Genomic DNA, 20,182 nt, shown 5'->3' with positions numbered 1-20,182 from the left:
CGCAGGGCGAGGCAAAGGGGAAAGCGCGGAATGCGAGGGGCAGCAGCACGATGACGACGCCGCAGGTGACGATCTTTGCCATCTTCGCGGTGGTCATGGTGCTGATGATCTGGGGCCGCTGGCGCTATGATCTGGTCGCCTTCGCCGGGCTGATCGCCGGGGTGCTGGCGGGGCTGATCCCGGCAGAGGAGACCTTCACCGGCTTCAGCAACCCGGCGACCTTCATCGTCGCGCTGATCCTGATCGTCACCGCCGGGCTGCAACGGGCGGGCGTCGTCGCCATGCTGACGCGGCGGCTGGCGAACCGGGACCGCTCGGTTCCGGTCCATGTCGGGATCATGGCGGCGGTGGGGGCCGCGATTTCGGGCTTCATGAACAACGTGGCGGCGCTGGCGATCCTGATGCCGATCGACCTTCAGGCCGCCCGCAAGGCCAAGCGCAGCCCGACGCTGACGCTGATGCCGCTGGCCTTCGCTACCGTGCTGGGCGGGGTGCTGACCCTGATCGGCACGCCGCCGAATCTGCTCGCCTCGGCCTTCCGCGAGGAGCTTCTGGGCGAAGGCTACCGGATGTTCGACTTCCTGCCGGTGGGTGGGGCTGTGGCGCTGGCGGGGGTCGCCTTCATCACCCTGATCGGTTGGCGGCTGATGCCGGACCATTCGGGCGGCAAGGAGCCGGTGGACAGCCGCGAGAAGCTGCGCGACTACGTCGCCGCGCTGGTCGTGCCCGAGGACTCGGCCACCATCGGCAAGACGCTGGGCGAGGTGAACGAGGTCGCAAAGGAAGCGGGCGTCCGCATCCTCGCCGTCGAGCGTGGGGGCACACGCCATTACCGCACCGCGCCGATGCTGGTGATGAACGAGGCCGACCGGCTGGTGATCGAGGCAGGCCCCGCCGCGCTGGAGGAGTTCCGGTCAGGCCTCGCCTTGGCCTTCCCCGAGGGTGACGAGGGTCAGACCGTCCCCGACGGCTCCGGCCGGCTGCTGGTAGAGGCGGTGGTGCCCCCGGTCTCGCGGCTGATCGGCCGGCGGACCGAGAACGTCATCGGACAGGGCCGGATCGCCGGCACCCTGCTGGGCATCCAGCGCGAGGGGCAGACCCTGCGCGACAAGCTGGGCGCCAAGCGCATCCGCAGCGGTGACGTGCTGCTGATCCTCATGCCCGAGCCGAACATGGCCGATATCGATCCGTCCGACCTGATGGTGCTGGAACGCGGCGGGCTGGCGGTCACGCGGGAAAAGCGGCTGTGGCTCGCTGTCGGCCTGTTCGCCGGCGCGATCGCGCTGGTCACGGCCGGGCTGACGACGATGGCGACGGCGCTGAGCGTGGTGGTGGTCCTGTACGTCCTCGCCGGCATCCTGACGATGGAGGAGATCTACGACCACGTGGACTGGCCAGTCATCATCCTGCTGGGCGCGATGATCCCGCTGGGCGAGGCGCTGGAGACGACCGGCGCCTCGGCCCTGATCGCCGAGGCCCTGGGCGAGGCGAGCCAGGGTTATCCCGCCTGGGTCGCCCTGCTGCTGATGATGATCGTGACGATGCTGCTGTCGGACATCCTCAACAACAACGCGACGGTCATCATCGCGCTGCCGGTGGGCATAAGGCTGGCCGAGGCGATGGGGGTGAACCCCGACGCCTTCATCATGGGCATCGCCATCGCTGCCTCCTGCGCGTTCCTGACCCCCATCGGCCACCAGAACAACGCCATCATCATGGGCCCCGGCGGCTACCGCTTCAGCGATTACTGGAAACTGGGCCTGCCGCTGGAGATCATCAGCCTCGCGGTGGCGGTGCCGCTGCTGCTGGTGGTGTTCCCGCTCTAGCGCCGGCCGAGCCAGCCGAAGCGGCCCCGCGCATAGGCCAGCCCCTCATAGACGCGGTAAGCGCCCCACGCCCAACGGGTATAAAGGCCGGGCCTGCCGGTCCGCAGCGCGAGGTCGGCCATCCGGTGCGATCCCCGGCTGATCGCGGCGCGAGTGCGGTAAAGCAGCCTGCGCCGCAGCGGCAGGTCCACCGAGGGCGCAACGCGCTTGCGGGGCCTGATCCCGCGCCTCGCCCAGGTCAGCCGATAAGCCAGCCCCTCGCGCCGCTGGCGGAAGCCCGCCGCCTGCGTGTCCACGATGAAATCGGCATCGACGGCTTTCAGGTCCAGCCGTCCCGACGTCACGCCCTCGTCCACCAGCCGCTGCATCAGCGGCGTCCGCACCACGACCACGTTGGTCCCGCGCCCGTCCGAGGAATAGGGCTCGACCCACGCATCCCCGAAGCTGATGTCGGCGGTTTCCGCCACCACGTCGTCGCAGAAGTTGCAGGCGCTGTTCATGAAATAGCCCGCGCCCCAGTCGCCATCGGCGAGGTGGAACCAGTCCTTCTGCACCGTCGCGCCATCATCCAGCGTCAGATGGGCGGTATACCAGTTGGCGGGCCGTCCCTCGTCCTTGCGCCGGTATTCCACGGCCCTGACGCGCGACGGCTCCGCGCCCAGTTGCCACGCGAAGCTGGTCACGAACCGGGCGCTTTTCATGTGACCGCAGAACAGGCCGAGGCGGAAGCTTATGCGCTCCGCCAGAACGGCGTCCTGCGATGCCGCCAGATGCACCGCCTTGATGAAGCAGGGGATGCCCACGACCGCATAGCGTCCCGGCACGCGCCGCACCTCGGCCAGCACCTCGGCCAGATGGACGGGGTGATAGCGCGACCTTGCCCCGGCGAGCAGGTCATCGACCGAGCGGGCGATGCGGTAGCCGAAGAACGGCTGCCCCTGCCCGCCCGGATGGACATGCAGCACGCCGTCCACTTCACCCCGCCGCAGCAGCTCGGCGGCGATCCAGCTGACCATCCCGCCCGAGCTTCCGCGCTCCCGGAACGGCGGCTCGATGGCCGCGCCGACATGGCAGCTGACATGACGGCCGATGCGGGGATCGGAAAGCGGCGCATCGGCAAAATGCCGGGCGGCGATGCTGTCCTCGTCCTCGGCGGCCGGCGAGAACGGGCAGGTGACGGAGAAGCCTTCGTCCGGCGTTTCCATCCAGCCCGCAGGCCCGTCGGGCTTCAGTTGGCCGAAGCGGTCCCACGCCATGCCCGCCTCCGACTCGCCCGCTACGCAGACGCCGCAGCCGATGCAGAGGCCGGAACGGACGATCTCGCCGGGGCTGACGAGCGGCGGGGCTTCGGTCACGCCAGCACCCCGCCCAGCCACGCGTCCGACTGCGCCCGCAACTCGGCCAGCCGCGCGTCCACCTGCGGGGGTCGGTCCAGCGCCGCGCCCACCTCGGATGCGGGGCGGTCCTCGAAGGTCAGGTGCCGCTCGGCCCCCAGCAGCGCAGTCAGGTCGCGCAGCTTGTTCCAGCGATAGAAGGACGGCGCCGCCACGAAGGGCCGCCCGAAGGCCAGCGAAAAGACGCAGCCGTGGAAATAGGTCGTCGCCACGGCTTCGGCCCCGGCGACCAGCGCGGCGAATTCGTGCGGCCCGGCTTCCAGCCGCTGCTCGTCCGCCCAGTCGTTGCGATAACCGACGCTGATCGTCCGCCAGCCCCGCCGCGCCGCCGCATCCTGCACACGGGCGGCGAACCAGTCGGGGATATGGTGGCCATAGACCAGCAGATAGGGCGCGGGTTCCTGCGCCGGCGTGACCACCGGCGGAAATTGCAGCACCGGGTCCAGCACCATCGCCGGCTCCTGCCCCGTCGCCCCGCGCACCACCTCTCGGGTGTTCTCGTCGCGGACCGCGATCGCGTCCAGCCGCGCCAGCCGCCCGGCCCATTCCGGGGCGAGGCCGCCCGACGCATCCATGTTCCCGCTGCTCGCCGCATAGGTCACGACGCGCGGCGCGCGGACCCCCTGCCCCCAGAACACCGGCTTGCCGCCATACCACGGATGGCCGAGATTCAGCACCTCGTCGCTGCCGATCACCGCCAGATCGACGCCGGGCATTTCGGACGGATCGTCCAGATCGAACGGCGCCGACAGCGGCAGCGCCCGGAACGCCTCGTGGAACCGGCGCAGCTTCACCCCATAGCGCCGGATATCCTCGCGCCCGCTGCGATCCGGCAGCAGCGGCTGGAACGCATAGCGCCATTCCTGCGAGGTGACGGCGCGGGAATGGTGATCCAGCAGCACCGCCTCATGCCCCCGCGCGGCGATGCCTTCGACGAGACACCGCGCCTGCCAGTAGGAGCCGTAGTTGATGCAGCGGTGAAAGGTCAGGACGCCGACCCGCATGAGGAACCCTTTCTCGACCGGAGGGGCGTGTGCCCGTGATTTGAACCATCCGCAGGGCGGGCCGTCCACCCCGCGGAGCCGGACTTTTGTTAACCGGCGCAACCATCGGCGAGCCATCCCGTTGTAGGAGGGCGAACCGGCGGGGCCTTTCCATCCGCCCGACAAAGGAGTGAACCATGGCGCTGTTCCAGAACATCACCACGCTCGAAGACCTGTATGTCCACACGCTGCAGGACATCTATTACGCCGAGACCCAGATCACCAAGGCGCTGCCCAAGATGGCGTCGATGGCGACCGACCCCAAGCTGAAGCAGGGGCTCGAAGACCATCTGCAGGAAACCGAAGGCCATATCCGGCGGCTGGATCAGGTGTTCGGCATGCTGGGCCTGTCGCCCAAGGGCGTGGACTGCCCGGCTATCGACGGCATCATCAAGGAGGCCAACGAGATCGCGGGCGACATCGCCGACAAGTCGGTGCTGGACGCGGCCATCGCCTCGTCGGCGCAGGCGGTCGAGCATTACGAGATCACCCGCTACGGCACCCTGATCGCCTGGTCGAAGGAGCTGGGCCGCAATGACGCCGCAGCCCTGCTCAAGCAGACGCTGGACGAGGAATACGCCGCCGACGACAAGCTAACCAAGGTCGCCGAGGCGCGGCTGAACCGTCAGGCGAGTTGAGCGGCACGGCCGGCGGGGTCCGGTAGAGCCACACGAAAAGCCCGGCCCCGCCGGGCTTTTTCATGCGCGGCCGTAGATGGCGTCCAGCACCCGCGCCACATCCACCAGCCGCCGCGCCTCGGGATCGTGGCGGTGGCCCTGCGCCAGACGGGTCAGCCAGTCCACCGCCGCGCGGCCGCCCCAGTCGTCGGGCAGCGCCGACAGCGGCTCTTCGCGGATATGATGGTGGCGGGCGGCGACCAGATCGTAGAACGAGCCGTTCACGTTCCGCAGACTCGCCCCGCCCTCGGTCCCGAAGAACTCCGCGCCGATCACCGCCTCGCGTCCCGCCTGCAGACCCCACGAACAGCCGAGCCGAAGGACCGTCCCGCCCGCGAGGTCGATGGTGGCGAGCGCATAATCCTCGACCCGCCGGGGCGGGTCCGCCAGCGGCGCGCCCTTGGCGTAGAGGCGGCTTTCGACCGCCGTCACGTCGGGCCAGTCCAGCGCCCACAGCGCGAGGTCCACCAGATGCACGCCGAGGTCGATGACGCAGCCGCCGCCGGACAGCTGCGGGTCGTAGAACCACGGCTTGTCCGGCCCCCATGCGTTGTGGAACAGCAGGTCCACGCCGAAGACGTGGCCGAGCGTGCGCTGGGACAGCAGGCCGCGAATGGCCCGCATCCCGGCGGTATGGCGGTAGGACAGGTCCACGCCCAGCAGCCGGTCGGCGCGTTCTGCGGCGGCGACCACGGCGGCGACCTCGGGCGCGGTGCGGCCCAGCGGCTTCTGGCAGAACACCGCCTTTCCGGCGTCCAGCGCGGCGATGGACTGCTCGGCATGGGCGGCGCTGGGGGTGGCGATCACCACGGCGTCGATGCCCGCCGCCAGCAGCGCCCCCAGCCCGTCCACCCGCCGGGCGCCGGGGGCGATCTTCAGCGCCTCGGCGGCGCAGGCGTCGTCAGGTTCCGCCACCGCGACGATCTCGGCCAGCGCGGTGGCGGCCAGCGCCGCCATCCGGTGCCGCCCGATCCAGCCGGTGCCGAGGAAGCCGAGCCGCGGGCGGGTCATCCTGTCACCCATCTGCAAACCACTCCGCGCCGACCGACCGCCCGGTCACATCCGCACCCATGCCTTGACGAAGCCGCCGGGCTTGTCGCGCGTCGCGGCCAGCGCCTCGCCCAGACGCTCCAGCGGATAATCCCCGGTCAGCAGCGGCGAAAGGTCCAGCTTGCCAGAGGCGACCGCATCGACCGCCGCACGCAGCCCCGCGACGCGCATCGCAGGGTCGCGCTCATGGGCGCTGGCGATGTCGATACCCTTCCAGTTCCACATCTGCATGTTGACCTGCCGGGGCCCGTCCTGATGGTAGCCCGCGATCACCAGCCGCCCGCCTTCTGACACCAGCTCTCCCGCCAGATCCAGCGGCCATTGCTTGCCGACGCATTCGATCACCCGCGCGGCCATGCGGTCGCCGGTGAGGCGCTTCACATCCTCGATGATGCGCCAGTGGTCGTCCATCGCGATCACCTCCGCCGCGCCCATGCGGCGGGCGAGGTCCAATGATTCCCGCCGCCGCGAGATCGCGATCACCCGCGCCCCCGCGTCAGCCGCCAGCCGGGTCAGGATCGCGCCCAGAAAGCCGATGCCGACGATGGCGACGGTCTGCCCCGCGCGGATATCCGACCGCGCGAAGATGTTGAACGCGCAGGCCACCGGCTCTCCCGGCACCGGCAGGCCGCCGAGTGTGCCCGGCAGCGGCACCACCATTCCTTCGGGGGCGGTGTCGTATTCGGCATAGGACCGCTCCGTCAGCGCCGTGACGCGCTGCCCGACGACCAGCGAGGAGACGCCCTCGCCCACCGCAGCGACCGTGCCCCAGCATTCATGCCCCATCCCGCCCGGCGCGCCCGGCCAGGTGGACCAGGGCTGCCCCTCCCACGGCTCGACGTTGGAGGCGCAGACGCCGCAGCCCTCCACGCGGATCAGCACCTCGCCCGGCCCCGGCACGGGCACGGGGACGGTCTGCATCTCGAACTGCTGCGGTCCGGTCAGGACCGCGGCGCGCATGGTCTGGGTCATCGATCACTCTCCCGGAACTGCAACGGCGCCTCGTCCCTTGAGGATGCACATTGCGCGAGGCTGCCATGGACCGCAAAACCCCCGTTCCGCCCGGCGACGACATGAAGGAGCAGCTTGCCGGCAACATCGCCCGGCTGGTCGCCCGCCGCCGGCACGAGGACGCGAGCGCCTCGCTGGGCGAACGGGTGGCGGAGCGGATCACGAGGATCGCGGGCTCGATGGCCTTCATCCTGCTGCATGTCGCCGTCTATGGCGGGGCGCTGCTGGTGTTGACGGGCCTGATCCCGGTGCCGGTCCCGTTCGGCGAGGGGCTGGGCTTGGTCGGTTCTCTCGCGTCGGTTGAGGCGATCTTCCTGTCGCTGTTCGTCCTGATGAACCAGCGGCGCGAGGAGCAGCGCGCCGACAGCCGGTCGGACCTCGACCTGCATGTCAACCTGCTGGCCGAGGACGAGTTGAGCAAGCTGGCGGCGGTGATCCACCGGATGGCCGAGAAGATGGGCGTCGAGCTTGACCCAGAGGCCGCCGAGGAGGTCGAGAAGAACGTCGATCCCGAGCAGGTGCTGGACGCGCTGGAGAAGGTCGAGGGGAACGGCGGCGCGCCCGGCCACGCCGGCGCTTAGCGCGTGGGAAGTCAAGGCGGGGGCGATCACGACAGCGGCGCGGGTGATGCCGAAGCCGGAACGGGTGCGCCGTCCGCGATGAAGGATTCGACCGCCTCATAGGCCTCGTCGTCGGTCATCTGCTCGGGCGGGTGCTTGCAGAACCACGCGGCGGGCGCGATCACCGGCCCGGCGAGGCCACGGTCGCGGGCGATGGCGGCGCAGCGGATCATGTCGATGGCGACCCCGGCCGAGTTCGGGCTGTCCTCGACCGACAGCCGCAGTTCGAGGTTCATGGGAACGCCGCCGAACAGCTCGCCCTCCATCCGCAGGAAGCAGACCTTGTTGTCGTTCTGCCAGGCGACGTAATCCGAGGGGCCGACATGGATGTTCTCGTCCGCGATCCGCTCGGCGGCGACGGCTTGCACCGCCTCGGTCTTGGAGATCTTCTTGCTTTCCAGCCGCTTGCGGTTGGCCATGTTCAGGAAGTCGGTGTTGCCGCCGGTGTTGAGCTGATACGTGCGGCACAGCTTGACGCCGCGCTTGTGGAACAGGTCGGTCAGCACCCGATGAACGATGGTCGCGCCAAGCTGCGCCTTGATGTCGTCGCCGATCACGGGAACACCCGCCTTGCGGAACCGCTCGGCCCAGGCGGGGTCCGAGGCGATGAAGACGGGGATGTTGTTGACGAAGGCCACGCCAGCTTCCAGCGCGCATTCGGCATAGAACTCGGTCGCCTGCTGGCTGCCGACGGGCAGGTAGTTCAGCAGCACGTCCACCTGCGCCGCGCGCAGCGCCTGCACCACGTCCTCGCGCGAGGGTTCGGGCGCGTCGGCGGGCACGAAGGTGCGCGCCTCGGGCTGCTCGGCCATATGCTCGGCCACGCCGTCGAGAATGCGGCCCATCCGCACCACCGCCCCGGTTTCCGGCACGTCGGCCGCAAAGACCGCCGTGCAGTTGGGCGGGGCGAAGATCGCCTGCGCCACGTCCCGGCCCACCTTCCGCGCGTCGATGTCCCACGCCGCCACCACGCGGATGTCGCCCGCGCGATAGCCCCCCAGCGTCTGGTGCATCAGCCCCGAGGCATCGTTGCGCGCCGCATAGTAGGTCAGCCCCTGCACCAGAGAGCTGGCGCAATTGCCGACCCCGACGATGGCGATGTTGATGGGCTTGTGGTCCTGGATCATGCGGAAAGCCTCAGGTCAGGGCGGGCTGGATCGGCGCCGGTCCAGCCTCAACCCCGGCCGGGGCATATCGTTCGATCATGGCGGCGCAGAAATCGGCGAATTGCTGCGGCTCGTGCGGCGGGCTGGTGTGATGCGCGCCGGGGCCGAGATGTTCGGGCGTGAAGCAGAAGGTGACGGTGGTGTCGAAATCGGCCAGCGCCTCCATCTGCCGGTCGAACCAGCCGAGCGCGTCGGGGCGGAAGCTGTCGGCCCATGACAGGCCCGTGCGCAGGTGTTTCACGCCCAGCCGCTTCATCCAGGCGACCGCGTCATCAAGGCGGGGGTCCTGGTAATGGAACCACTGCATCAGCCCCATGTCGGCGGCGTGGGGGGCGTAGGCGTCCAGCCCCGGCTTGGGCGTGCCGTCGGCGCGGATCAGGCCCATGTAGAAATGGCGGTAGTAGGACGACCCCTCGGCCTCGCGGTGGCGGGTGGTCGCGCCCCATTCCTGCGGCAGGTCGAACAGCGAATACCAGAAGATGCGCGGCACGCGGCCGACCAGCAACTCGGCCGTCTTCTCCACGCCGAAGACCTGCACCTCCTCGGCTCCAAAGGAACCGACGCCGACCTCCGTCACCCAGACGGGCTTGTCGGTCACGGCCTCGATCTCGGCCACCTTGGCGGGCCAGTCGTGGATCGACCAAAGATTCCAGTCCAGCGGAAAGCCATGCACGGCCAGCACGTCCACATGATCCAGCGCGCCGTGCCCCTGCATCCGCTGCACCCATAGCGGGTCGATGGGCGACATGCCCCCCAGCACCCGCGTCACGTTCGGGTTCACGGACCGGATCGCCTGCCCGGCAAGGGTCACGCATTCGCCGAAGCGCGACCAGTCCGGGTCCAGTTCCGGGTCCCAGTGGGACTTGTTGTTGGGCTCGTTCCAGATCATCGCGGCTTCGATCATCGGGCGGCTTCTCCTTGGCTGGGACGGGCGGGATAGACGGTGTGCGGGCCGTATTGGCTAAAAGGCACGTCGGCGGTGCGGCACAGATAGACCTCGTCGGCGGGGCCTGCCTCGACGGCGAAGCCCGAGGCGCGCAGCATCGCCTCGACCCCGGCGCGGTTGGGCACCCACCAGTTGGTCCAGTCATGCGCCCATTCATGTTCGACGAAGGCCATGCGCGGCCATGCGGGGTTCTGAAACTGCTGATCGTCCGAGAAATCGTAGTCGGCGGCGGCCTCGGCCACCTCGTCCGGGCCGCGCGTCAGCGTCTGGAACAGCATCAGATCGCCCGCGACATGCTCGCGGATCAGGTCCAGCGCCAGCAGCGGGTGACGCAAGTGGTAAAGCACCCCCATGAAGATCACGAGGTCGAACCGCTCGCCCAGCGCGCCCACGTCGTAGATCGAGAGGTTGCGGAATTCGACGCCACCCACGCCCAGCGTGTCGGCCGCCAGCCGCGCCTGCGCCAGATAGCGGTCGTCGCTGTCGATGCCGACCACGCGGGCCGCGCCCCGGCGCTTCATTTCCAGGCTGTAGAACCCGGCGTTGCAGCCGATGTCCAGCACGCTGCGCCCGGTCAGGTCGCCCGGCACCAGATGCGCGAAGCGGGAAAACTTGCCCGCGGGATAGTCGCCCAGAAAATGATCCGGCGCGGTCTGCACCCCGTTCAGGTCGAGGTTGTGGAACCACGGCCCAAGCCGCGTGATGTCCTGCCGGAGTTCCTGTTCCCCCATCCGCACCCCTCCTCGGGCCTCTTTCCGTCAGCCTCGGGCGTTAAGGCTTAGAAGCTGCGCGCCGCCCTGTCCATCCACGCTCAGCCAGCAGATCCGCGCCGGATCGACGGTGAACCGCAGGATGTGGTCCAGCGACAGCCCCAAATAGTGACAGACCACGCCTCGGATGATGTCGCTGTGGCTGACGCACAGCACGGGCTTGCCGCCGTCCGCCGCAAGGGCGTCCAGCCGCGCGGCGGCGCGGGCGGTCGCCTCGGCCATCGTCTCGCCCCCCGCCGACGGCGCGGTCGCCCGCTGCGCGTTCCAGCGCCGCCAGGCGGGGTCGCCATCAAGCTGCGCGAAGCCCTGCCCGGCCCATGTGCCGAAGTCGATCTCGTCCAGCGCCGGATCGTCCTGCGGGTCCAGCCGCAGCGCCTTGCCGAGGATCTCGGCCGTCTCGCGCGTGCGCCGCCGCGGGCTGGTGTGGATCGCCGCAGCCCCGGCCACGGCGAGGCGGGCCGCAAGCGCCCAGACCTCGTCCTGTCCTTCGGTGTTCAGGGCAACGTCGCTTTTCCGCCCGCTCAGCACGCGCCCGAGCTCGTCATGCGAGCCGTGGCGGATCAGGCCGACCAGCCGGCTCATGCCCGCGCCCGGCGGGAACGAAACCCGCATGAGCTTTGTTCAGGAAGATGAAGCTGTGGCGGGAACCGCTTGTTCATGAATGGGTTGAAAGCACAACCGGCCACTCGACACAACCGGACAACGACACGGAAGGGGGACGCTTGGAACAGGTTCTGATCACCGGCGGCGCAGGATTCATCGGCCGCTTCGTCACCGACGAATTGCTCAAACGCGGCCACAAGGTCCGGGTGCTGGACGCCCTGATCCCGCAGGTCCACGGCGACGCGCAAGGCCGCCCGCAGGCGCTGAATGCCGAGGCCGAGTTCATCCGCGGCGACGTGCGCGACGTCGATGCCGTGACGCGCGCGCTGAAGGGCGTGGACAGCGTCGTGCATCTGGCCGCCGAGGTCGGCGTGGGCCAGTCGATGTATGAGGTGGAACGCTACACCTCGACCAACGACGTCGGCACCGCCGTCCTGTTCGAAAAGCTGATCGACAACCCCGTCCGCCGGGTCGTCACCGCCTCGTCGATGTCGATCTACGGCGAGGGGCTTTACCGGGATGCGGATGGCAAGCTGATCGAGGACGCCGAGCGGATCGGCATCCGCGACGGGCTGAAGCAGTGGGACCCCGTGGATGACGAGGACCGCCCGCTGACCCCGGTCGCCACGCCCGAATGGAAGCGGCCGAATCTCGCCTCGATCTATGCGCTGAACAAGTTCGTGCAGGAGCGCACGACCCATATCATGTCCGCCCCCTACGGGATCGAGGGTGTGTGCCTGCGCCTCTTCAACGTCTTCGGCCCCGGACAGGCGCTGTCGAACCCTTATACCGGGGTGCTGGCGATCTTCGCCTCGCGCTATCTGAACGGCCAAGCGCCGATGATCTTCGAGGATGGCGAGCAGCGGCGCGACTTCGTGCATGTCTCGGACGTCGCCCGCGCCTTCGCCGAGGCTTTGTCCCTGCCGCAGGCTGCGGGCGGGACGTTCAACATCGGCTCGGGGCATGACCGTTCCGTGACCGAGGTCGCGCAGGAACTGGGCCGCGCGATGGGCCGCAACGACCTCGATCCGCAGATCGTCGGCAAGGCCCGGATCGGGGATATCCGCCATTGCTTCTGCGACACGACGCTCGCGGCCGAGAAGCTGGGCTTCACGGCGCGGACCGACTTCCGCGAGGGGCTGGCGGAATTGGCCGAATGGGTCGCCAGCCAGACCGCCGAGGACCGGGTGGAACAGGCGCGGGCCGAACTCGACAAGCGCGGGCTGGTGGCATGAGGCGGACCGATCCATCGTCCGACCCGCGCCCCGTGCTGGTCACGGGCGGCGCGGGGTTCATCGGCTCGAACCTTTCCGACCGGCTGGCCTCCGATGGGCACCGGGTCATCGTCTACGATGCGTTGACCCGGCCGGGGGTGGGGCGGAACCTGTCATGGCTGCAATCGCGCCACGGCGAGCGGATCGAGCATGTGCAGGCCGACATCCGCGACGTTCCCCGCCTGAACGCCGCCGTGAACGACGCGAAGGCCGTCTTCCACATGGCCGCGCAGGTCGCGGTGACGACGAGCATGGTCGAGCCGGTCGAGGACATGACGGTGAACCTGATCGCCACGGTGAACCTGCTGGAGGCGCTGCGCGCCAAAGGCGACGGCACGCCGCTGATCTTTGCCTCCACCAACAAGGTCTATGGCGATCTTACCGATCTCGACTTCGCGCTGGAGGGCGATGCCTACCGCCCGACCGACCCCGAGGTGCGCGCGCACGGGATCGGAGAGGCCCGCCCGCTGGATTTCCACACGCCCTACGGCTGCTCCAAGGGGGCCGCGGACCAGTATGTCCTGGACTATGCCCGCAGCTATGGCGTGCCGACCTGCGTGCTGCGGATGTCCTGCATCTACGGCCAGCGCCAGATGGGGACCGAGGATCAGGGCTGGGTGGCCCATTTCCTGATCCGCGCGCTGAAGGGCCAGCAGATCACCCTGTTCGGCGACGGCTGCCAGGTCCGCGACATCCTCGACGTGTCGAACGCGGTCGAGGCGTATCTGGCGGCGTGGGCGCGGATCGAGGAAGTTCAGGGCCGCGTCTTCAACCTCGGCGGGGGTCCCCAGAACGCGGTCAGCCTGCGGCAGCTTCTGGACTTCGTGGGCCGGATCATCGACCGCCCCGTGGACGTGGCCTTTTCCGACTGGCGCGCGGGCGACCAGCGGTATTTCGTGGCCGACACCCGCGCGGCCGAGGCGGCGCTGGGCCTTTCGCCCAGGGTGGACTGGCAGGAGGGCGTGACGCGTCTTGCCGGGTGGCTCGCCGCCGAGAACGGCATCAACCTGCCCGTCGGCATGCCGGCGCTGGCGCGGACCGCATGATGCGGGTGCTGATGACGACCGACGCGGTGGGAGGCGTCTGGCAGTATTCGCTGGAACTCGCCGCCGCGCTGGAGGCCGAGGTCGTGCTGGCGGTCCTCGGGCCCGTCCCCGACGCAGGCCAGCGCGCGGCGGCAGAGGCGCTCGGCCTGCGGCTGATCCAGACCGGCCTGCCGCTCGACTGGCTCTGCGACGGCCCCGAGCCGGTGCTGGCAGCGGGCGCGCGCATCGCCAGCCTCGCGCGCGAGATCGGCGCGGACGTGGCGCATCTGAACGCGCCCGCGCTGGGAGCGGTGCCGTTTCCGGTGCCGATGGTGGCGGTCAACCACGGCTGTCTGGGCACCTGGTGGGACGCGGCGCGCGGCGATGCGGTGGACAAGGCGCTCGCCTGGCTGCCGGAGCTGATCGGCGAGGGGCTGCACACCGCCACGCGGACGGTCACGCCGACGAAAGCCTATGCGCTCGCGACGGCGCGGCTCTATGGGCTGCCGGTCACGCCGGCCGCCGTCCATAACGGCCGCACGGCGATGCAACTGCCGGCGGCCGAGCCGTTCCACGGCGCGCTGACGGTGGGACGGCTGTGGGACGAGGTGAAGAACACCGCCACGCTGGACGCCGCCGCCGCGCGCCTTAATGCGCCTTTCGTGGCGATTGGGGCCACCCGCGCCCCGCAAGGGGCCGAGGTCGCGCCGCGCCACTTGCAAGCCACCGGGCCGCTGCCCGAGGGCGGGCTTGCGGAATGGCTCGCCCGCCGCCCGGTCTTCGTCAGCGCCGCACGGTTCGAGCCCTTCGGCCTTGCCGTTCTTGAGGCCGCGCAGGCGGGTTGTCCGCTGGTGCTGTCGGACATCCCGACCTTCCGCGAGCTGTGGGACGGCGTGGCAGACTTCGTTGCCCCCGATGATGCGGAAGGCTTCGCCGACACGATCGACGCGTTGCTGGCCGACCCCGCCCGCCACGCCGCGCAAGGGCAGGCGGCACGCCAACGCGCCGCCCGCTACACCCCCGCCGCGATGGCTGCGGCCATGTCCGCCATCTACCGCGACGCGCTTTCCAGACGGACCGAGGCCGCATGAAGATCGTCTATTTCACCCATTCGCTGCAAAGCTGCTGGAACCACGGCAACGCCCATTTCCTGCGCGGCGTGCTGCGGGAACTGGCGGGCTCGGGCCACCACGTCCGCGCGCTGGAGCCGCAGGGGGCATGGAGCCTCGACAACCTCCTGCGCGACCACGGGCAGGCGGGGCTTGAACCCTTCCGCCGGAACTACCCCGAGCTGTCGGTCGAAACCTACGACCCCGCCGCCGATCCGGTGGAATTGGCGGGCAGCGCCGATCTGGTGATCGTCCATGAATGGAACGACCCCGCGCTTGCCGCGACTCTCGGCAAGGCGCGCAAGGGTGGCGCGAGGTTCCGCCTGCTGTTCCACGACACCCACCACCGCGCGGTCAGCGACCCCGAGGCGATCCGCGCCTTCGATCTGTCAGGCTTTGACGGCGTGCTGGCCTTCGGCGAGACGCTGTCGCAGGTTTACCGCCGTTGGGGCTGGGGCGACCGGGTCTGGACCTGGCACGAGGCCGCCGACACAAGGCTGTTCCATCCTCCGGCGGGGGAAACCGAGCGTCAGGGCCTCGTCTGGATCGGCAACTGGGGCGATGGCGAGCGGACAGAGGAGCTGGAAAACTTCCTGTTCCGCCCGGCGCAGGACGCGGGGCTGCCGCTCGACATCTACGGCGTCCGCTATCCGGCCGAGGCGCTGGAAACGCTGGACCGCTACGGCGTCCGCTATCACGGCTGGGCGCCCAACGCCGCCGCGCCGGGCATCTTCTCCCGCCACATGGCGACGGTCCACGTCCCACGCCGCTTCTACACCACGATGCTGCCCGGAATCCCGACCATCCGCGTCTTCGAGGCGCTGGCCTGCGGTATCCCCCTTGTCTCGGCCCCGTGGGAGGACAGCGAAAGCCTGTTCCGGCCCGGCGACTTCCTGTTTGCCAAAGATGGCGCGGAAATGACCGGCCACCTGCGGGCCTTGGCTGCGGACCCCGACCTGCGCGCCTCGCTGGTAGCGCGTGGCCTCGAAACCATCCGCGCCCGCCACACCTGCGCCCATCGCGCAGCCGAACTTCTGTCCATCGCCGCGACGCTCGGCCTCAAGCAAGGAGCCTCCGCGGCATGAAGATCGCCTTCTACGGATCGAGCCTGCTGTCCTCCTACTGGAACGGCGCGGCGACCTATTACCGGGGCATCCTCGGGGAACTCGCCAAGCGCGGCTACGACATCACCTTCTTTGAGCCCGACGCCTTCGACCGCCAGAAGCACCGCGACATCGACCCGCCGGACTGGTGCCGGTCGGTGGTCTATCCCGCGACGGAAGACGCCATGCGTGGCGTTCTGGCCGAGGCCGGGGATGCCGACATCGTGGTGAAGGCCAACGGCGTCGGCGTCTTCGACCGCGAGTTGCTGGACGGCGTGATCGCGGGCGCGAAACCCGGCGCGCTGCGGATCTTCTGGGACGTGGACGCCGCCGCCACGCTGGACGAGATGCGCGGGGATGAAGGACATCCGGTGCGGCGGGCGCTGCCGCATCTCGACATGGTGCTGACCTATGGCGGCGGCCCGCCGGTGGTGGACGCCTATCGCGGCTTCGGCGCGAAGCATTGCGAGCCGGTCTATAACGCGCTGGACCCCGCCACGCATCATCCCGCCCCGGCCGATCCGAAATTCGCCTCGGACCTCGCCTTCCTCGGCAACCGCCTGCCGGACCGCGAGGCGCGGGTCGAGGAGTTTTTCCTGAAGCCCGCCGCGATGCTCAAGGACCGCAGCTTCCTGATCGGCGGCAACGGCTGGGAAACCAAGGAGATGCCGGGCAACGTCCGCCACCTCGGCCACGTCTACACGACCGAGCACAACGCCTTCAACTGCACCCCGCTCGCGGTGCTGAACGTCGCCCGCGACAGCATGGCGAACGTGGGCTTTTCCCCCGCCACCCGCGTCTTCGAGGCGGCGGGCGCGGCCGCCTGCCTCATCACCGACGCGTGGGAAGGGATCGAGCAGTTCCTGACCCCCGACCGCGAGGTGCTGGTCGCCCGCGACGGGCAGGACGTGGCAGATCACCTTTCGACCCTGACCCCTGAACGCGCGCGAGAGATCGGGCAAGCGGCGCTGGCCCGGATCAAGGCGGAACACACCTATGCCCTGCGGGGCGCGCAGGTGGACGCGCTGCTGCGCGCACAGGCGAAAGGGGTGGCCGCATGAAGCGGATCGTCCTCGGCCATTCGCTGTCGTCCCGGTGCATCGGCCGCGCGCCGACCTTCCGCGCGTTGCCGAAAACCCTGCGGGGGTCCGGCGAACAGGCGGATGCGCTGCTGCACGAGTCCATCCGGGGGAGGCAGCCATGAAGCTGGTCGTCCTCGGGCTTTCGCTGTCCTCGTCGTGGGGCAACGGCCACGCCACCACCTTCCGGGCACTGCTGAAAGCCTTCGCCCGGCGCGGGCATGACATCCTTTTCCTCGAACGCGACGTGCCGTGGTATGCCAGCCAGCGTGACCTGACCGACCCGGACTGGTGCCGGCTGGAGTTCTACGCCGACCTTCCCGCGCTGGACCGCTGGCGCGAGGACATCGCGCAGGCGGATGCGGTGATCGTCGGCTCCTACGTCCCCGAGGGCGTCGAAGTCTCGCGCCGCATTCAGGAATGGGCGCGCGGCACCACCGCCTTCTACGACATCGACACGCCGGTCACGCTGGCCAAGCTGGAGCGCGGCGACTTTGAGTATCTCTCGCCCGAGGTCATCCCCGGCTTCGACCTCTATCTCTCCTTCACCGGCGGTCCGACGCTGCGGCATATCGAACGCCGCTACCGCTCGCCGATGGCGCGGGCGCTCTATTGCTCGGTCGATCTGGACCTCTACGGCCCGCGCGATGTGCCGACCCGCTGGGATCTCTCCTATCTCGGCACCTGGAGCGACGACCGCCAGCCCACGCTGGAGCGGCTGCTCATCGAACCCGCCCGGCAGCGCCCGGACCTGCGCTTCGTCGTCGCCGGGCCGCAATATCCCGCCAACATCGACTGGCCCCAGAACGTCGAGCGCATCGAGCATTGCCCGCCCGCCAATCACGCCCAGTTCTACTCGGCCAGCCGCTTCACCCTCAACGTGACGCGGGCCGACATGATCCGCGCGGGCTGGTCGCCCTCGGTCCGGCTGTTCGAGGCCGGGGCCTGCGCTACCCCGATCATCTCGGACAAATGGGACGGGATCGGGACGCTGTTCCGGCCGGGGCAGGAAATCGTGCTGGCCGATGGTGCGCAGGACGTGCTGGCGGCGTTGGGGACCGATGCCGCGCGGATGGGCCGCGCCGCCCGCGCCCGGATCGAAGCCGGCCATTCCTCGGACCACCGCGCGGCCGAACTGGAAGCGCATCTGGCCGAGGCGGCCGCGAGGCAGGTTTTTGACGAGAGCAGCCGGGCGGTTCCGGCAGGGGGAGGTGTGGGATGAAGGACACGGGCAGGATCACGACGCTGCCGCCGCGCCGCGGCGGACGGCGCAGGCTGTCGCTGGTGGCGGGCGGGGCGGGCTTCATCGGCTCCCATCTCTGCCGGGCGCTGCTGGACCGGGGGGACTCGGTCCTCTGCCTCGACAACATGCAGACCTCGCGCGCATCGAACCTGCTCGGCCTGCAATCCGATCCGAATTTCAGCTTCCTGCGCTGGGACATCGTGGACCCCCTGCCCCCCGAGGTGCTGGCCAAGACGCCGCGCATCGGCCGCATCTACAACCTCGCCTGCGCCGCCTCGCCCCCGCTCTACCAGCGCGACCCCGAGCATACGATGCTGACCAACGTCGTCGGCACCAACCACCTGCTGCATCTGGCCGAGGAAGCGGGCGCGCGGTTCCTGCTGACCTCCACCAGCGAGGTCTATGGCGATCCCGACATCCACCCCCAGCCCGAGGATTACCGCGGCAACGTCAACTGCACCGGCCCACGCGCCTGCTATGACGAGGGCAAGCGCGCGGCCGAGGCGCTGGCCTTCGACTATGCCCGCGCCGGCCGGGCCGAGGTGCGGGTGGCGCGCATCTTCAACACCTACGGCCCGAACATGGACCCCGCGGACGGGCGGGTGGTGTCCAACCTCATCTGCCAGGCGCTGCGCGGGGACGAGTTGACGATCTACGGCGACGGCAGCCAGACCCGCAGCTTCTGCTATGTCTCGGACCTCGTCGCCGGGCTGATGGCCCTGATGGAGGCCGAGTTCGACGGGATGGAGCCGGTCAATCTGGGCAACCCCGTCGAGATGACGGTGAACGAACTGCTGGAGCAGATCCTCGGGCTGGCCGGCGGGCGGATGCGGGTGGTCAACCATCCGCTGCCGGTGGACGATCCCCGCCGCCGCAAGCCCGACATCTCGCGCGCGCAGGAACTGCTCGGCTGGCAACCGCGCGTGCCCTTGTCCGAGGGGCTGGCCGCGACCTATGCGTGGTTCGAGGCCGAGGTCGGCACCTGCGCATCCGAGGTCGGGCAGGTGCGCTGACCCGGCGCAGCTGATCGGAGCGCAACATGCAGGAAATGCTGAACCCGGCGGATGGCTGGAACGGCGCCCGCTTCAACGGGGCCAAGATGATCCTGCTCTGCGGCGGCTCCCTGCTGGTGATGCGCCGCGACGACATCCCGACGATCAACTGGCCCGGCCACTGGGACCTGCCCGGCGGCAAGCGCGAAGGGGCCGAAAGCCCCGCCGATTGCGCCCTGCGCGAGACATGGGAGGAAACCGGCCTGCGCCTGACGCCGGACCGCATCCTGCACGCCGAGCCGCGCGAACTTCCCCACCGCCCCGGCCGCATGGGCTGGTATCTCGTGGCCGCCATCACCGAAGCCGAAGCCGCCGCCGCCCGGCTCGGCGGCGAAGGCTCGGAACTGCGGCTGATGCCGGTGGCGGAGTTCACCGCGCACTCGCTGGCCGTGCCGCATTTCCGCGAGATCGTGCGCGAACTGGTGGCGCGGTTTAGCGAGACGCCATCGCCCGCACCACCGGCCGCAGCGCATCGCCCTTGACCAGCCACGAGGTCGCGAAAGCCACGGTGGCGACGGATTCCAGCCAGAACACCGGCCGCAGCGGCGTCAGCCGCAGCTTGACCGCGTCGGGCGACAGCAGCACCAGCGCGATCCCCGCCATCGCGGCGACGATGATCCAGCCGCAGACGCGATAGATCCGGTTGCTCGCCTCCTTCTCGGTCGAATGCGACGTCCCGCGCACGAACAGCACCAGACAGAACACCGCCAGCGCCCCGAAGAACGCGGCGGCGCCCAGCCAGTGAACCGTGCTCGCCACCGAAAACCCCAGCACGCACTGGCTGAGTGTGCAGTCCACCGGCAGCTCGGGCCGGGTCGGCACCAGCGCCACCACCAGCGCGCCCAGCGAGGCCGTGCGCGCCGCGTTCAGGTCGCTGATCCATTCGCCGGGACGGGGGCGATAGCCCTCGTAGCTCCACAGGAACACGGCGATGGCGCACAGCGCGCCGACGAATATCTCGCGCATGGGCGAGTAGTAGGAGGCCGAGATGCTGGCCGGGATGCCCTCTCCGAAGGCGATGCCATGGGCGATCAGCGCGGCGGGCAGGAAATAGCCCAGCATCCCGATCGCCTGCCGCACCCGCAGGAAGGACAGCACGAGGTCGTTCTCGATCCGCTGATGTGTGCCCCGCGGCTCGCCATCGGTCATCGCCATTGCACCGCTCCCTCCCCGCCGACTCGGGGAAAGGCT

The 20,182-nt window shown here is 69.6% G+C and carries 21 protein-coding genes; 12 read left to right on the top strand and 9 right to left on the bottom strand.

Annotated features, from left to right (window positions below):
• The first annotated feature begins 50 nt into the window (after positions 1 to 50).
• Positions 51 to 1,826, top strand: a complete 1,776-nt coding sequence (locus KTN05_RS06415; protein ID WP_217328549.1) for an SLC13 family permease — start codon at positions 51 to 53, stop codon at positions 1,824 to 1,826.
• Here KTN05_RS06415 and KTN05_RS06410 read toward each other — a convergent pair.
• The gene (locus KTN05_RS06410) at positions 1,823 to 3,181 is read right to left on the bottom strand and encodes a Coenzyme F420 hydrogenase/dehydrogenase, beta subunit C-terminal domain (RefSeq protein ID WP_217328548.1); all 1,359 of its coding nucleotides are present in this window, start codon (positions 3,179 to 3,181) and stop codon (positions 1,823 to 1,825) included. The genes KTN05_RS06415 and KTN05_RS06410 overlap by 4 nt on opposite strands.
• Positions 3,178 to 4,224, bottom strand: coding sequence for a polysaccharide pyruvyl transferase family protein (locus KTN05_RS06405; RefSeq protein ID WP_217328547.1), 1,047 nt, complete (start codon positions 4,222 to 4,224; stop codon positions 3,178 to 3,180). The genes KTN05_RS06410 and KTN05_RS06405 overlap by 4 nt, the downstream gene beginning before the upstream one ends.
• Positions 4,225 to 4,400: 176 nt before the next feature.
• Here KTN05_RS06405 and KTN05_RS06400 point away from each other — a divergent pair, with 176 nt between their 5' ends.
• Positions 4,401 to 4,901, top strand: coding sequence for a ferritin-like domain-containing protein (locus KTN05_RS06400; RefSeq protein WP_217328546.1), 501 nt, complete (start codon positions 4,401 to 4,403; stop codon positions 4,899 to 4,901).
• A 60-nt stretch (positions 4,902 to 4,961) separates the two neighbouring features.
• Here KTN05_RS06400 and KTN05_RS06395 read toward each other — a convergent pair whose 3' ends face one another.
• Complete coding sequence (locus KTN05_RS06395; RefSeq protein ID WP_217328545.1) at positions 4,962 to 5,963, bottom strand: Gfo/Idh/MocA family protein; 1,002 nt, start codon at positions 5,961 to 5,963, stop codon at positions 4,962 to 4,964.
• A 33-nt stretch (positions 5,964 to 5,996) separates the two neighbouring features.
• Positions 5,997 to 6,962 carry a zinc-binding dehydrogenase gene (locus KTN05_RS06390; protein WP_254368020.1) on the bottom strand — a complete coding sequence of 322 codons (966 nt, stop codon included), beginning with the start codon at positions 6,960 to 6,962 and terminating at the stop codon, positions 5,997 to 5,999.
• 65 nt (positions 6,963 to 7,027) lie between these two features.
• Between KTN05_RS06390 and KTN05_RS06385 the strand changes: the two genes are divergently transcribed.
• A complete protein-coding gene (locus KTN05_RS06385) occupies positions 7,028 to 7,582 on the top strand; it encodes a DUF1003 domain-containing protein (protein ID WP_217328544.1) in 555 nt (184 codons plus the stop codon).
• A 26-nt stretch (positions 7,583 to 7,608) separates the two neighbouring features.
• Here the strand turns inward: KTN05_RS06385 and KTN05_RS06380 are convergent, their stop codons facing one another.
• The 4 genes from KTN05_RS06380 to KTN05_RS06365 are packed head-to-tail and all read right to left on the bottom strand — an operon-like array spanning position 7,609 to position 11,085.
• A complete protein-coding gene (locus KTN05_RS06380; RefSeq protein ID WP_217328543.1) occupies positions 7,609 to 8,748 on the bottom strand; it encodes an inositol-3-phosphate synthase in 1,140 nt (379 codons plus the stop codon).
• Between the two features lie 10 nt (positions 8,749 to 8,758).
• Complete coding sequence (locus tag KTN05_RS06375; RefSeq protein WP_217328542.1) at positions 8,759 to 9,691, bottom strand: glycosyl hydrolase; 933 nt, start codon at positions 9,689 to 9,691, stop codon at positions 8,759 to 8,761.
• Positions 9,688 to 10,464, bottom strand: coding sequence for a TIGR04290 family methyltransferase (locus KTN05_RS06370; protein ID WP_217328541.1), 777 nt, complete (start codon positions 10,462 to 10,464; stop codon positions 9,688 to 9,690). Before KTN05_RS06370 ends, KTN05_RS06375 begins: the two co-directional genes overlap by 4 nt.
• 27 nt (positions 10,465 to 10,491) lie before the next feature.
• On the bottom strand, positions 10,492 to 11,085 hold the full coding sequence (locus tag KTN05_RS06365) for a histidine phosphatase family protein (protein WP_217328540.1): 594 nt from the start codon (positions 11,083 to 11,085) through the stop codon (positions 10,492 to 10,494).
• A gap of 140 nt (positions 11,086 to 11,225) precedes the next feature.
• Here KTN05_RS06365 and KTN05_RS06360 point away from each other — a divergent pair, with 140 nt between their 5' ends.
• From KTN05_RS06360 to KTN05_RS06320, 9 genes are read left to right on the top strand one after another with little or no spacing between them, the layout of a single operon-like run.
• Positions 11,226 to 12,341, top strand: a complete 1,116-nt coding sequence (locus tag KTN05_RS06360; protein ID WP_217328539.1) for an NAD(P)-dependent oxidoreductase — start codon at positions 11,226 to 11,228, stop codon at positions 12,339 to 12,341.
• Complete coding sequence (locus KTN05_RS06355; protein WP_254368019.1) at positions 12,338 to 13,426, top strand: SDR family NAD(P)-dependent oxidoreductase; 1,089 nt, start codon at positions 12,338 to 12,340, stop codon at positions 13,424 to 13,426. The genes KTN05_RS06360 and KTN05_RS06355 overlap by 4 nt, the downstream gene beginning before the upstream one ends.
• Complete coding sequence (locus KTN05_RS06350; RefSeq protein ID WP_217328537.1) at positions 13,426 to 14,496, top strand: glycosyltransferase family 4 protein; 1,071 nt, start codon at positions 13,426 to 13,428, stop codon at positions 14,494 to 14,496. The genes KTN05_RS06355 and KTN05_RS06350 overlap by 1 nt, the downstream gene beginning before the upstream one ends.
• Complete coding sequence (locus tag KTN05_RS06345) at positions 14,493 to 15,599, top strand: glycosyltransferase (protein WP_217328536.1); 1,107 nt, start codon at positions 14,493 to 14,495, stop codon at positions 15,597 to 15,599. The genes KTN05_RS06350 and KTN05_RS06345 overlap by 4 nt, the downstream gene beginning before the upstream one ends.
• Complete coding sequence (locus tag KTN05_RS06340; protein WP_217328535.1) at positions 15,596 to 16,678, top strand: glycosyltransferase; 1,083 nt, start codon at positions 15,596 to 15,598, stop codon at positions 16,676 to 16,678. Before KTN05_RS06345 ends, KTN05_RS06340 begins: the two co-directional genes overlap by 4 nt.
• Positions 16,675 to 16,821 (top strand): hypothetical protein, encoded by a 147-nt coding sequence (locus tag KTN05_RS06335; protein ID WP_217328534.1) that lies wholly within the window; start codon positions 16,675 to 16,677, stop codon positions 16,819 to 16,821. The genes KTN05_RS06340 and KTN05_RS06335 overlap by 4 nt, the downstream gene beginning before the upstream one ends.
• The gene (locus KTN05_RS06330) at positions 16,818 to 17,918 is read left to right on the top strand and encodes a glycosyltransferase (protein WP_217328533.1); all 1,101 of its coding nucleotides are present in this window, start codon (positions 16,818 to 16,820) and stop codon (positions 17,916 to 17,918) included. Before KTN05_RS06335 ends, KTN05_RS06330 begins: the two co-directional genes overlap by 4 nt.
• Complete coding sequence (locus KTN05_RS06325) at positions 17,915 to 18,952, top strand: UDP-glucuronic acid decarboxylase family protein (protein WP_217328532.1); 1,038 nt, start codon at positions 17,915 to 17,917, stop codon at positions 18,950 to 18,952. Before KTN05_RS06330 ends, KTN05_RS06325 begins: the two co-directional genes overlap by 4 nt.
• A gap of 26 nt (positions 18,953 to 18,978) precedes the next feature.
• Positions 18,979 to 19,473 carry an NUDIX domain-containing protein gene (locus tag KTN05_RS06320; RefSeq protein ID WP_254368018.1) on the top strand — a complete coding sequence of 165 codons (495 nt, stop codon included), beginning with the start codon at positions 18,979 to 18,981 and terminating at the stop codon, positions 19,471 to 19,473.
• Here the strand turns inward: KTN05_RS06320 and KTN05_RS06315 are convergent.
• A complete protein-coding gene (locus KTN05_RS06315) occupies positions 19,424 to 20,146 on the bottom strand; it encodes a hypothetical protein (protein ID WP_217328531.1) in 723 nt (240 codons plus the stop codon). The two genes, KTN05_RS06320 and KTN05_RS06315, sit on opposite strands and share 50 nt — an antisense overlap.
• Positions 20,147 to 20,182 lie beyond the last annotated feature (36 nt).

The organism is Paracoccus sp. Z118, from assembly GCF_019061185.1.
In the GTDB taxonomy this organism is placed as follows: Bacteria; Pseudomonadota; Alphaproteobacteria; order Rhodobacterales; family Rhodobacteraceae; genus Paracoccus.
The sequence above is the reverse complement of the archived record's forward strand: the minus strand, read 5'-3'. Positions and strand labels throughout refer to the sequence as shown.

Bases quoted from the DNA above. Each gene is read 5' to 3' on its own strand.
- KTN05_RS06415 (WP_217328549.1), top strand. From the start codon at position 51: ATGACGACGCCGCAGGTGACGATCTTTGCCATCTTCGCGGTGGTCATG.
- KTN05_RS06405 (WP_217328547.1), bottom strand. From the start codon at position 4,224: ATGCGGGTCGGCGTCCTGACCTTTCACCGCTGCATCAACTACGGCTCC.
- KTN05_RS06400 (WP_217328546.1), top strand. From the start codon at position 4,401: ATGGCGCTGTTCCAGAACATCACCACGCTCGAAGACCTGTATGTCCAC.
- KTN05_RS06395 (WP_217328545.1), bottom strand. From the start codon at position 5,963: ATGGGTGACAGGATGACCCGCCCGCGGCTCGGCTTCCTCGGCACCGGC.
- KTN05_RS06390 (WP_254368020.1), bottom strand. From the start codon at position 6,962: ATGACCCAGACCATGCGCGCCGCGGTCCTGACCGGACCGCAGCAGTTC.
- KTN05_RS06385 (WP_217328544.1), top strand. From the start codon at position 7,028: ATGGACCGCAAAACCCCCGTTCCGCCCGGCGACGACATGAAGGAGCAG.
- KTN05_RS06380 (WP_217328543.1), bottom strand. From the start codon at position 8,748: ATGATCCAGGACCACAAGCCCATCAACATCGCCATCGTCGGGGTCGGC.
- KTN05_RS06375 (WP_217328542.1), bottom strand. From the start codon at position 9,691: ATGATCGAAGCCGCGATGATCTGGAACGAGCCCAACAACAAGTCCCAC.
- KTN05_RS06370 (WP_217328541.1), bottom strand. From the start codon at position 10,464: ATGGGGGAACAGGAACTCCGGCAGGACATCACGCGGCTTGGGCCGTGG.
- KTN05_RS06365 (WP_217328540.1), bottom strand. From the start codon at position 11,085: ATGAGCCGGCTGGTCGGCCTGATCCGCCACGGCTCGCATGACGAGCTC.
- KTN05_RS06355 (WP_254368019.1), top strand. From the start codon at position 12,338: ATGAGGCGGACCGATCCATCGTCCGACCCGCGCCCCGTGCTGGTCACG.
- KTN05_RS06350 (WP_217328537.1), top strand. From the start codon at position 13,426: ATGCGGGTGCTGATGACGACCGACGCGGTGGGAGGCGTCTGGCAGTAT.
- KTN05_RS06345 (WP_217328536.1), top strand. From the start codon at position 14,493: ATGAAGATCGTCTATTTCACCCATTCGCTGCAAAGCTGCTGGAACCAC.
- KTN05_RS06340 (WP_217328535.1), top strand. From the start codon at position 15,596: ATGAAGATCGCCTTCTACGGATCGAGCCTGCTGTCCTCCTACTGGAAC.
- KTN05_RS06335 (WP_217328534.1), top strand. From the start codon at position 16,675: ATGAAGCGGATCGTCCTCGGCCATTCGCTGTCGTCCCGGTGCATCGGC.
- KTN05_RS06330 (WP_217328533.1), top strand. From the start codon at position 16,818: ATGAAGCTGGTCGTCCTCGGGCTTTCGCTGTCCTCGTCGTGGGGCAAC.
- KTN05_RS06325 (WP_217328532.1), top strand. From the start codon at position 17,915: ATGAAGGACACGGGCAGGATCACGACGCTGCCGCCGCGCCGCGGCGGA.
- KTN05_RS06320 (WP_254368018.1), top strand. From the start codon at position 18,979: ATGCAGGAAATGCTGAACCCGGCGGATGGCTGGAACGGCGCCCGCTTC.
- KTN05_RS06315 (WP_217328531.1), bottom strand. From the start codon at position 20,146: ATGGCGATGACCGATGGCGAGCCGCGGGGCACACATCAGCGGATCGAG.